12 protein-coding genes are annotated in these 11300 nt (G+C 69.8%); 9 read left to right on the top strand and 3 right to left on the bottom strand.

All coding sequences use genetic code 11. From position 1 onward, the window contains the following. Window positions 1-120 precede the first annotated feature (120 nt). The 4 genes from Dsi01nite_RS55185 (at window position 121) to Dsi01nite_RS55170 (ending at window position 3384) form a co-directional block, all read left to right on the top strand. On the top strand, window positions 121-1170 hold the full coding sequence (locus Dsi01nite_RS55185) for a hypothetical protein (protein ID WP_203854556.1): 1050 nt from the start codon (window positions 121-123) through the stop codon (window positions 1168-1170). 198 nt (window positions 1171-1368) lie between these two features. Further along, the gene (locus tag Dsi01nite_RS55180; protein ID WP_203854555.1) at window positions 1369-1911 is read left to right on the top strand and encodes a GNAT family N-acetyltransferase; all 543 of its coding nucleotides are present in this window, start codon (window positions 1369-1371) and stop codon (window positions 1909-1911) included. 65 nt (window positions 1912-1976) lie between these two features. Beyond that, window positions 1977-2588, top strand: coding sequence for a YdeI/OmpD-associated family protein (locus tag Dsi01nite_RS55175; protein ID WP_203854554.1), 612 nt, complete (start codon window positions 1977-1979; stop codon window positions 2586-2588). Window positions 2589-2649: 61 nt separating this feature from the next. Next, window positions 2650-3384: a response regulator gene (locus Dsi01nite_RS55170; RefSeq protein WP_203854553.1), complete on the top strand. Its 735-nt coding sequence runs from the start codon at window positions 2650-2652 to the stop codon at window positions 3382-3384. Window positions 3385-3439: 55 nt separating this feature from the next. Here Dsi01nite_RS55170 and Dsi01nite_RS55165 read toward each other — a convergent pair whose 3' ends face one another. From Dsi01nite_RS55165 to Dsi01nite_RS55155, 3 genes are all read right to left on the bottom strand, one after another. After that, a complete protein-coding gene (locus Dsi01nite_RS55165; RefSeq protein WP_203854552.1) occupies window positions 3440-4324 on the bottom strand; it encodes an HAD hydrolase family protein in 885 nt (294 codons plus the stop codon). A gap of 433 nt (window positions 4325-4757) precedes the next feature. Next, window positions 4758-5441, bottom strand: coding sequence for a DUF305 domain-containing protein (locus tag Dsi01nite_RS55160; RefSeq protein ID WP_203854551.1), 684 nt, complete (start codon window positions 5439-5441; stop codon window positions 4758-4760). A 449-nt stretch (window positions 5442-5890) separates the two neighbouring features. After that, window positions 5891-7876 carry a copper-translocating P-type ATPase gene (locus Dsi01nite_RS55155; protein ID WP_239137240.1) on the bottom strand — a complete coding sequence of 662 codons (1986 nt, stop codon included), beginning with the start codon at window positions 7874-7876 and terminating at the stop codon, window positions 5891-5893. 319 nt (window positions 7877-8195) lie between these two features. Here Dsi01nite_RS55155 and Dsi01nite_RS59155 point away from each other — a divergent pair, with 319 nt between their 5' ends. The 5 genes from Dsi01nite_RS59155 (at window position 8196) to Dsi01nite_RS55135 (ending at window position 10909) form a co-directional block, all read left to right on the top strand. Further along, window positions 8196-8624, top strand: a complete 429-nt coding sequence (locus tag Dsi01nite_RS59155; RefSeq protein ID WP_373318970.1) for a DUF6153 family protein — start codon at window positions 8196-8198, stop codon at window positions 8622-8624. Between the two features lie 123 nt (window positions 8625-8747). Beyond that, the gene (locus tag Dsi01nite_RS55150; protein WP_203854549.1) at window positions 8748-9371 is read left to right on the top strand and encodes a DUF305 domain-containing protein; all 624 of its coding nucleotides are present in this window, start codon (window positions 8748-8750) and stop codon (window positions 9369-9371) included. Between the two features lie 310 nt (window positions 9372-9681). Continuing rightward, window positions 9682-9999: an ArsR/SmtB family transcription factor gene (locus Dsi01nite_RS55145; RefSeq protein WP_203854548.1), complete on the top strand. Its 318-nt coding sequence runs from the start codon at window positions 9682-9684 to the stop codon at window positions 9997-9999. A gap of 14 nt (window positions 10000-10013) precedes the next feature. Continuing rightward, the gene (locus tag Dsi01nite_RS55140) at window positions 10014-10520 is read left to right on the top strand and encodes an SRPBCC domain-containing protein (protein ID WP_239137238.1); all 507 of its coding nucleotides are present in this window, start codon (window positions 10014-10016) and stop codon (window positions 10518-10520) included. After that, on the top strand, window positions 10520-10909 hold the full coding sequence (locus Dsi01nite_RS55135; protein WP_203854546.1) for a VOC family protein: 390 nt from the start codon (window positions 10520-10522) through the stop codon (window positions 10907-10909). Before Dsi01nite_RS55140 ends, Dsi01nite_RS55135 begins: the two co-directional genes overlap by 1 nt. Window positions 10910-11300: the final 391 nt, after the last annotated feature.

The raw sequence follows: 11300 nt of genomic DNA, 5'->3' as shown, positions 1-11300 counted from the left end.
CACCGACATGACCACCCCGAAGCTGACCGTCACCGACGGGACCTTCGGCAGTGGCCTGATCGGCGTGCGCACGTTCAACGCCACCGCCACGTTCGACAACATCACCGCAGGAGGTGCGGCATGAGGACCCGCGTGGTCGCCGTCCTGATCGTGCTCGGCGCGCTGCTCGTCGCGCCGCCCGCGGCCCGCGCCGCGGTCATCGACGCCGGACCGTTCAGGGCCTCGGTCGGCACCCCGTCGGTGGTGCCGAACCGGGCCTCGGTGCCCGTCTACCCGTGGATGCCCGACGGGCACATCTCGGTCCTCGCCGACGGCCCCGGCCGCTGGATCATGTTCTGGGCCGAGTTCGAGAACTACCGGACCGTCGGCACCACCCCGTTCCCGGAGGACCAGACCGTCCGTGAACCCTCCGGCCGGGTCTTCGGCGGCCGCGACGACCCGAACCGGTGCGGCTGGGACAACGGCGGATCCTGGCTGATGCGGGTCTTCCGGCTGAGCGGCTCGCGCCTCGTCGCCTACTACCACGCCGAGGACTGGTGGTGCGGCGCCGACCTCGGCAAGGCCCTCTGGGCGTCGGTCGCGGTCACCTACTCCGAGGACAACGGCCGCACCTGGGCCCCGGGCCGGCAGATCATCACCTCGGCCACGCCCCGCCCGGCCACCCCGGTCTTCGGCGGCGCCGGCGACAACGACGTCGTCTACGACGCCTACAACCGGCGCTGGATCTGCTACTACCACGACGGCGGGCGGCTGCACATGGCCGCCTCCTACGACCCGGCCGGCGCACCCGGCACCTGGCGCAAGTGGGACGGCACCGGCTTCACCGTCCCCGGCATCGGCGGCGCCGACCACTCCATCGACGCGTTCCTGCCACATGAGGGACACAACCCGTCCGTCACCTGGAACGGGTACCTCGATCGCTGGGTCATGGTCTACGCCGGCTGGGACGGCCGCACCTACCTGTCCTCCAGCGTCGGCCTGCTCAACTGGACGCCACCGGTGCTGCTGCTCGCCCCGGCCCCGCCCTACGACCGGATCTGGTACCCGACCCTCATCGGCGACGGCGGCGACCAGAGCTCCGGCCGCGACGTGCGCCTGTACTACGCCCGCATGCGCCCCGGCACCGGTGTCCGCGACTTCATGTCCGTCCCGATCACCTTCACCGCCTGACCAGTTCGGTCACTGCACCCCGTCGCGCCGCCCGCCAGGTGTGTCATGGCGGGCGGGCATCAGGCCGTTCACCAGGTCACGCAGGGTCCGGTCCAGACGGTCCGCGGCGCCACCACACCGGCCGCATCCTGCTCCTGCCGACAGCGGCCGCGCCGGCGTAGGTGCGGGGCGGTGCCAGGATCCGGGCAGAATGGCTCCGTGAGCGACGACGAAGACACGGGCCGGCCGGTCCTCCGTATCGCCCGGCCGCACGACGCGGCGGCGCTGATGCAGCTGAAGCAGCGCCTGGACGAACAGACCTCGTTCATGCTCCTGGAGCCGGACGAGCGCGACACCTCGACCCAGACGCTGGCTCGCCATCTGGAGGACGTCAGCCGGTCGGAGAACTCCGTGGTGATCGTGGCCGGCCAGGACGGCGAGCTGACCGGATACGTGGAGCTGGCCGGGGGGAAGTTCCGGCGGAACCGGTCCACGACCCACGTCATCCTCGGCGTCCTGACCGAAGCGAGCGGCAACGGCATCGGCACCAGATTGCTACAGGAGGCACAACGCTGGGCGGCGGACCGCGGCCTGCACCGCATCGAGCTCAACGTGATGGCCCACAATCACCGGGCGATCGCCCTGTATGAGCGCATGGGCTTCGTCCACGAAGGCCGCCGCGTGGGCTGCCTGCTGATCGACGGCAACTTCCGCGACGAGCTGTCCATGGCCATGATCCTGCCAAGCCCGGCATCGCCGTGATGGAACGGTTGGTGCCGGGCACCCCAAAGGATCACGACACCGGGTTGCGGTACTAGCCTGCGGTGGTGGCAGGAAGTGAACTGGACGAGTTGATCGCGGCCGACGGTGCGGCGCTGCGCGCGTGGCTGCTGGAAAACCACACCGCCTCCCCCGGCGTGTGGCTCGCCCTGACCAGGAAGGGCGGCTCCGTCACCACGCTGACCTGGCAGCAGGCGGTCGATGAGGCGCTGTGCTTCGGCTGGATCGACGGACAGGCCCGCAAGCGCGACGAGGAGAGCTCCTGGCGGCGGTTCACCCCGCGCCGGCCCCGCAGCGTCTGGTCCCAACGCAACGTCGAAAACGTGGCCCGGCTCGAGGCGGCCGGCCTGATGCTGCCCGCCGGCCGCGCCGCGGTGGACGCTGCGAAGGCCGACGGGCGGTGGACGGCCGCCTATGCGCCGTCGTCGGAAGCGGAGGTGCCGGCCGACCTGCGCGCCGCGATCGCCGCCGACCCGGCGGCGACGGCGATGTTCGACGTGCTCACCAAGGCCAACCTCTTCTCCCTCATCGCCCGGGTCAATGCCGTCAAGCGGGCCGAGACGCGCACCCGGAAGATCGCCGAGTATGTGGCGATGCTGGCCCGGCACGAGACGATCCACCCGCAGCGAGCCAGGCCGGCGGACCCGCCGACGTCGTGACGGCGGCGTCCTCGATAGAGGTCGTGAACGGGCGTTGCCCACGATGCACCTGCGGTGTCGGGTGCGTATCGCCGTCGCCGACACCGGTCGCGGCATGAGCAAGCATGCCCTGGCGAAGCTGTTCACCCCGTTCGAGCGGCTGGACGCCGCGCAGGCAGGCATCGAAGGCACCGGGCTGGGACTTGCGCTGTCCCGCCACCTGATGCAGTCGATGAACGGCACACTGGACGTGTCCAGCATGCACGGACGGGGCAGCACGTTCACGATCGAGCTGCCGGAGACGGTTGCGCCGGCCGCTGTCGCGTTGCCGGTGGACCGCGAGGTGCTCCGGGCGCCCGCCTACGACGGGCCGAAGCGGGTGCTCTACGTGGAAGACATGGTGGAGAACGTGCGGCTGGTCGAGCAGATCCTCACGCACCGACCAGACGTCACGCTCATCCCGGCGATGCTGGCCGGCGTCGCGCTGGATCTGGCGCGCGAACACCGGCCCGATCTGGTGCTGCTCGATCTGCATCTGCCCGACCTACCCGGCGAGGAAGTCATGCGGCGGTTGCACGCCGATCCCGCGACGAGTGATGTCCCGGTGGTGGTGCTCAGCGCTGACGCTACCCGGCCCCACATCGAGCGGCTGCTGGCCGAAGGTGCCACTGCCTACCTCACAAAACCCATAGTGGTACGGGAACTGCTCGACACAGTGGATGGCATCCTCGCCCCGCAACCTCCCGGCCACCGCCCGCAGAGCTCCATCAGTCGAACCATGCACTCGGAGGCGACGACCGTGGCCAAGCCCCGGTAGGCCGTTCCCCCACGCGCGGTCACCCTCGGCGTGGTTGGTTCTGCCCCAGCACAGGCTACGCCGGGACGGGGTCGGCGCCGCCAGGGTGCGACGCGGCCGCTGATGTCGCGGCGATCCATTGGGCCACGCCGTCGTCGGTGTTGGCGGCGATCACCTGTGTGGCGGCCGCGCGGACCTCGGGCGCGGCGTTCGCGACTGCCAGCGCGGTGTCGGCGACCGCGAACATCGGCAGGTCGTTGAGCTGGTCACCGAAGCAGGTCACCGTTGCCGCCGCGAGCTCGGCCTTCAACGCGGCGACCGCGGTCGCCTTGGTGCCGGAGGTCAGCTCCAGCCACCATTGGCCGGGCGAGTAGATGTCCTCGGCGAAGACGACGTGGCAACCGTCCGGCGCGGCGGGAAACTGCTCGAAGAGCTCCTGCAGCGGCTGCCGGTCACCGATCAAGGACACGAAGAAGACCGCGGCCGTGTCGATGTCGTCCCAGGTGGACAGGGGCAGCAGCCGGGGGTCGCCGGGTCGGGCGCGCAGGAAGTTCGCCACTCCGGGCGTGATCCGGTCGGCCAGCCAGCAGGCACGGTCCCTGCCCTGCCGGAGGACGTACAGGATCGGTTGCACGAGCCGCGAACCGTCGGTGAGCCGGAGCACCTCCTCGACCAGGGCTGCCGGCAGGAGCTGCGCCTGACGTGGCTGGCCGGTCACCGGATCCAGGACGATCGCGCCGCCGTACGTGATGACCGGAAGCCGCAGCCGCAACGGCGCGGTCACCCGTGCCGCAGAGGTGTAGGACCGGGCCGTCGCGTAGGTGAACAGGCCACCATCGGCGATGTACCCGTTGATCACGCTGACCGTGAACGCGCTCAGGGTCGTGTCGTGCCGCAGCAGCGTGCCATCGAGGTCGGAGACCAGCAGCTCTCGATGGCGCCGGTGTCCCAGCCCTGACATGGTCGGACCATAGCAGGCTCAGTTTCCCGCTTCCCCGGACATCTGCGCTGAGGCCACGCTGGGAACGCCTACTGGCCTCCCTCGTCGGGATCGTCCTGCGTACTTTCACCCAGCGCCAGGACCCGCGCACCCGGGTCGCCCTGCACAGGCGACGGAACCGAACCGATGACCAGGGCAGCGACGACGGCGAGCGCCGAGGCCGCCCTCCACAAGGAACTCATGCCCGATAGGTGTTCCAAGCCGTTCCACGCCGTGAACCCGGGTGGGTGCCGCCAGCACCCGGCGGCACATCGCCATGCACGCATCACCGCAAACTCCAGCTGCTCGGCGGGAGAGCAGCACGATGACGACCTGCGGGGCGGCGGTGACGCCGAGGACGAGCAGCGAGATCCACGGCGCGCGGATCCCTTGCTTGGAGGACTCCAACTGGCTGTCAGGAATGCAGTTGGCCGGCCATCTGCTGCATCGCCACGATCTCGGCTTGCTGCGTCTTCACGATGCGGCTAGCGAGAGCCTTGGCGTCCGGGTTGGTCCCATGGGCCAGCTCCGCCTGAGCCATCGTGATCGCTCCCTGGTGGTGAACGACCATCATCTGGAGAAACAGCTTGTCGAAGTCGGTGCCGGTCGCCGCCTGCAGCTTCGCCATGTCTGCGCCGGACATCGGGCCCGGCATCGTCGGCATCCCGCTGGGCATCATCCCGCTCGGCATCATGCCATTCGGCGATTTTCCATTCGGCATCATGCTCGGCATGCAATGCATTCCGGGACAGCTCGGCATCGTGGTCGGCTGTCCCCAGGCGACCAACCAGCCCTTCATCGTTGCGATCTCCGCCTTCTGCCCGGCAATGATCTTGTCGGCGAGCTGTTTGACGTCCGGATCGGCCGCCTTCATCTCGGCGAGGGAGGCCATCTCCACGGCTTGCTCGTGATGCGGGATCATCATCTGGGCGAACATCGCGTCGACGTTATTAAAGGTCGGGTTGACGCTGACGCTGCCGTTGTTCGGTGCCGTCGGACTACCGCCGCCGCTTGCGGTGTCACTGCAAGCAGCGAGCGTGACGGTGACAGTCAGGACGGCGCCCACCAGCATGGCGCCGCCTCGGGTGGAGTACCTCATGGCGCTCAACTCTCTCGACTCGGTGTGGCGAGCTGCATCGCCCTGAGCGACTACCCCTGTGACACGGTCATACCGAACGCGGGCGTCATCGCCCGGCCGGCGTGACCTCGGAGCTGCAATCCGGCCACGGCCGAATTCGGCGCCACCTCACACCCCGGGCATCCACGGCATGCTTCCCGAACGGGGTGGCGCTATACGGGCACAACACCACCAACCAGAAACTCACCCGGTCCTTATCCAGTTCGCCAGTCGTCCGCGAGTACGCAGACCACGCCAGCGGCGCGGCGGCAGGCGGCACGCCGACGGCGACCACACCGGACGCCACTGCGGAGATGGACCAGCCCGGATCGAACGGCGTTGCGCGCCGATGGCGACGAGCGGTGCGAGAGCATCCTGTGATGGGCGGGACAGCGCGGCGTCCCGCCCATCGAGGCGGCCCGCACGGTGGTTCACGGCGCGGGCGCCAGCCGCACCCGGCGCAGGAGTTGGGCGTTGAGCGCGACCACGATCGTCGAGACCGACATCAGGACGGCGCCGACGGCCGGGCTGAGCGTGACTCCGGCCCAGGCCAGGACCCCCGCCGCGAGCGGAATGGCGACAACGTTGTACCCGGCCGCCCAGGCCAGGTTCTGGACCATCTTGCGGTAGCTGGCCTGCGAGAGCCGGATCACGCCGGTGACCCCACGCGGGTCCGAGGATGCCAGGACCACCCCGGCGGACTCGATCGCCACGTCGGTGCCCGCACCGATGGCGATCCCGACGTCGGCGCGGGCCAGCGCGGGGGCGTCGTTGACTCCGTCGCCGACCATCGCCACCCGCAGCCCTCGCTCCTGCAGCGCGGCCACGGTGCGGTCCTTGTCCGCGGGCAGCACCTCGGCAAACACCTCGTCGACACCGGGGCGCAGGCCGAGGTCGGCGGCGACCGCGTCGGCAACCTGCCGGGCGTCCCCGGTGATCATGACGATCTTGGTGATGCCCTCCTTGCGGAGCTGGGTGATCGCCTCGCGGGCTTCGGGCCGCACCTCGTCCTCGAGGGCCAGTGCGCCGATGCTCCTTGCTCGGTCATCGGCACTGTCCGGGTCGAGACGGACCAGGTGCAGCACGGCGGCGCCGCGCCCGCTCCACGCCGCGGCGGCGGCGGCGACGTCGTCGGGCACCGTCACGTGCAGCTCCCGCAGCAGCGCGGGGCCACCCACGGCGTAGTTGATCCCGTCGACGGTGGCCTGGACCCCGCGGCCGGTGAGCGACTGGAACCCCTCGGCGTGGATACCGGTTGTGCCGTCGCGGTGAGCTGCTGCAACGATGGCGCGGGCAAGAGGGTGCTCACTGTCGGCTTCCACTGCCGCCGTGAGCTGCAGAATCTGCACTTCCGTGCGCCCGTCGGCGGCAGCGACACCAGTGACGGTGTGCGCACCTTTGGTCAGGGTGCCGGTCTTGTCGAACAGCACCGCGTCGACGGTGCGCATCCGCTCCAGGGCGAGGCGGTCCTTCACCAGAATCCCGGCGCTTGCCGCGACCGCGGTGGACAGGGAGATCACCAGCGGGATGGCCAGGCCGAGGGCGTGCGGGCAGGCGATGACCAGCACCGTGACGGTCCGCACGACGGACTCGTCCAGGTCACCGAGCGCCCACCAGGTGGCGAAGGTGATCAGGCCGGCGCCGGCGGCGATGTAGAACAGCCAGGCAGCGAACCGGTCGGCGAGGACCTGGGCCCGGCCGCGGGACTGCTGCGCCTGCCCGACCAGGCGCTGGATACCGGCCAGGGCGGTGTCGTCGCCGACCGCGTCGACCTGCACCCGCAACGCGGAGTCGGTGGCAACGGTGCCGGCCACGACCCGATCCCCGACCGTCCGGGCGACCGGCCGGGACTCGCCGGTCACCATCGACTCGTCGAGTTCGGCGCTGCCCTGCACGATCCGTCCGTCGGCGGGGACCCGGCCACCGGATCGCACCAGCACTACATCGCCGACCCGCAGCTCAGCGAGGTGCACCGGTAGCGCCTGGCCGGCCGCGTCGAGGCGTTCCGCCTCGTCCGGCAGTAGCGCGGCGAGGGCGGCGAGCGCGCCGCTGGCCTGCCCGATCGCCTTCATCTCCTGCCAATGGCCCAGCAGCATGATCGTGACCAGCGCGGCCAGCTCCCACCAGAACTCCAGGTCGAACCAGCCGAGGCTGGTCGCCAGGGAGGCGATGTACGCCACGGTGATCGCCATGGAGATGAGCAGCATCATTCCAGGCGCACGGTCGCGCAGTTCGCTGACAGCGCCGGCGAGGAACGGCCAGCCGCCGTAGGTGAACACGACGGTGCCCAGCACCGGGCCGACCAGATCCATGCCGGGGAAGTCCAGCTGATAGCCCAGCCAACCCATCACCATGTGGCTGGTCGCCACGATCGGCACGGTCAGGGCGAGGGTCAACCAGAACTTGCGCCGGAACACCTCTGGGTCGTGCCCGGCGTGCTTGTCATGCCCGCCACCGTGTCCGTTGCTGTGTGCGCTGCCATGTCTTGGGTGGCCGCCGGCTGGATGCGGCCGGGTGAGATCGGTGTGACCACCACCCGGGTGGCCACGGGCCGGTGCGTGCTGGCCGTGATGCTCGGAGTGGTCAGCTTGGCTGTGGCCGTTGTGATGGGCCGCCGCTGTCCCGTGGTGTTGTTCTGACATGGCCATCTCCTTTCGCCCTTCTCAACATACCCCCGGGGGGTATTGACGCCAAGGGCTGGGCCCCGGATGTGACCGCTACGATGCTGCGTAGGAGGTGAGTCGGGTGCCGGGAGGCGGCCATAAACGCACGGCGGGCGCGGCGTGCCGCGCCGGAGCGTTCGTGGCGGTCCTACTCGTCCTCGGCGTCGCCTGGATGCACACCCTGGCGATGGCTCCCCTCCCGGCGGGCGGGTACGCCGGCGGCCACACCCGTATGGCGATGGCAGCTGCGCCGCATTGCGTTGCCGGCGAGCACGGCACGCCGTGTCGCGACGCCCCTCACGGCAGCGGCCACGCCGCGTCGATGTGTCAGTCAACCCCGCCGGCCGCCGAAGGCATGCACATTCCCGCCTTGACCCCATCGCCGCTGACAGCACCCCGCCCGGCCACCCGAGCCTGGCCGGCCACGACCGCCGTCGACGCGGCCGCCGGCAGCGGCTGCGGCCCGCCATCGCTGACCATGCTCTCGATCTCCCGGACGTAGGCCGACTCCAGGCACCCAGACGCCGCAGACCGCACCCCGCACCTCGCGGGCGGTAACAGGCTGCGGCGACGTTCCGGCGCGTCCGCGCCACCCTTTTCGGATTCCCAGGAGTTGAGTTCCGCTATGCGTACGATCAATCTGCGTCGTGCCGCTCCGGCCACCGGCGCGCTCGGCCTCGTCCTGCTCGCCGGCGCCTGCGGCGCCGACGGCGGGATGGACCACGGCAACATGGGCGGCAGCACCCCGACGTCGGCGGCAGCGCCGAAGTCCGGCGCCACATTCAACGGCACTGACGTCCAGTTCGCCACCGACATGATCCCGCACCACCGTCAGGCCCTGGATATGGCGAAAGCGGCCCAGGCCAAGGCGAGCACGCCCGAGGTCAAGGCCCTCGCCGGGAAGATCGCCAAGGCGCAGGAACCGGAGATCACGACCATGTCGGGGTGGCTGACCGCGTGGGGTGAGCCGGTCCCCAGCCCTGGCGGCATGAACCACGGCGACATGGGCGCCGAGATGCCGGGCATGATGACCGACCAGGAGATGCAGGAGCTCTCCAAGGCCACCGGCACCGCCTTCGACAAGATGTTCCTGCGGATGATGATCAAGCACCACCAAGGTGCAGTGGAGATGGCCAAGACCGAACAGGCCCAGGGCCAGGACCCGGCGGCGAAGAAGCTCGCCGGTGACATCGCCACCAGCCAGACCGCCGAGATCGCCGAGATGCAGGGCCTGCTGGCCAAGCTGTAGGACACCGCGATGCCCGGGTGGGCGCCAGCTGTCGCGGTGCCCGCCCGGTCCTCGATCGTCTTGGCCGGGTCGTGTCCGGCCGATCTCGCGTTCGCGCCCGCATCGAACCACCGCGGGCGGACCGCCGCCGGCTGGCACCGTCACGTCACCCTCGTCACCGCCGCGCATCCGTTCATCACCACGCTGCGGCTCGACCCAAAAGCGGATGCGCCGGCCCGACCCTCTACAAGGTCATCCGCGAGCTACAACTGATGCCGACCTATATGTACCCTTGCGGTTACGTACCCATCTGGTTACGCTCGTGGTCATCATGGATGCGGTATTGCAGGCACTGGCGGATCCGAGCCGGCGAACGGTGCTGGAGATCCTCCGCAGGAACCCGGCAACGGCGGGCGAGCTCGCGGAGGCACTGCCGATCGCCCGGCCAGGGGTGTCGCGCCACCTCCGCGTGCTGCGCGAGGCCGGACTGGTCGACGTCCGCCAGGACGCGCAGCGCCGCATCTACACGCTGCGACCAGAGGCGCTCACCGAGGTGGACGACTGGCTGGAGCCGTACCGCGCCCTCTGGCGCAACCGGCTCGACGCCCTGCACACGGAGATCACCCGGGGGAAGAAGGCACGAACATGAACATCATCGGGACCATGCGTCCACTCGACACGACACTCGGCGCGGTGCGCGTCGAGGACCTCTACGACACCGACATCGACGACCTGTGGGACGCCTGCACAAACCCGGAACGGCTCGCCCGCTGGATCGCCAAAGTCTCCGGCGAGCTGCGGGTCGGCGGCTCCATCCACGCCGTCTTCACCAGCACGTGGACGGGACCCGGACGCATCGACGCCTGCGAGAAACCACACCACCTGCTGATCACCACGGAGCCGGGCACCAGCGACGAGGCCCAGATCGAGGCATGGCTGAGCCAGGAAGGCTCCCGCACCCGCCTGATCGTCGAGGAACGCGGCCTTCCCCTGAATCGCCTCCACTTCTACGGCGCCGGGTGGCAGGCCCACCTCGAGGACCTCGGCCGGTCACTCGGGGACGAGCCTGCCGCCGGACCACAGACCTGGACGGAGCAGTCACCGGAGCCGCACTGGCGCACACGGTGGACGGAGCTCACACCCACGTATGAACAGATGACGATCGCCTGATGCCCGACACGATCAGACTCAGCGGCGCCACGGTCAACGCACCCGACGCGATCGCGCTGGCCAGGTTCTACGCGCTGATCACTCACGGCGCCGCGAAGGGCAACTCACGCTGGGCCACCGTCACCGGACCCAACGGACACATCGCCTTCCAGCAGGTCGACGACTTCCGCCCGCCGGCGTGGCCGGCGGGCGGCACACCGATGCACCTCGACTTCTTCGTCGACGATCTGGCAGCCACCAACGCGCGGGTCCTTGCCGCCGGAGCCCACCGCTTCGAATTCCAGCCGAACTCCGACCACTGCTTCGTCTACTCCGATCCAGCGGGCCATCCGTTCTGCTTGTCCACCTGGGACCTTGCGCAGATCGACCTCGAAACAGACGGCACCTGAGGCAGCCGTCTCCGGGTCGCCGACACGGGGCGTCGACCCGGAGACGGCTATCCGTTCACCAAGCGGCCCGGCACGGGTAGACGTCCGTGCCGGACTGCCTACTGGCCTCCCTCATCGGGATCGTCCTGCGTACTTTCACCCAGCGCCAGGACCTGCGCACCCGGGTCGCCCTGCACGGGCGACGGAACCGAACCGATGACCATGGCAGCAACGGCGGCGAGCGCCGCGGCCGCCTTACACAAGGACCTCATGCAGGACAGGAGTTCCACGCCGTTCCATGCCCGGCTAGGACCGACCGGGAACTGTCGGCAGGTTGAGCAGCGTCTCGGCGGCCGCACTTTTCACCAATCCCCCACACTGGAACGAATCGGTCACGCATAGTGATGATGCG

Origin of the sequence: Dactylosporangium siamense, assembly GCF_016862795.1 — a bacterium.
GTDB lineage: Bacteria > Actinomycetota > Actinomycetes > Mycobacteriales > Micromonosporaceae > Dactylosporangium > Dactylosporangium siamense.
This window is presented reverse-complemented; position numbering and strand designations above follow the sequence as displayed.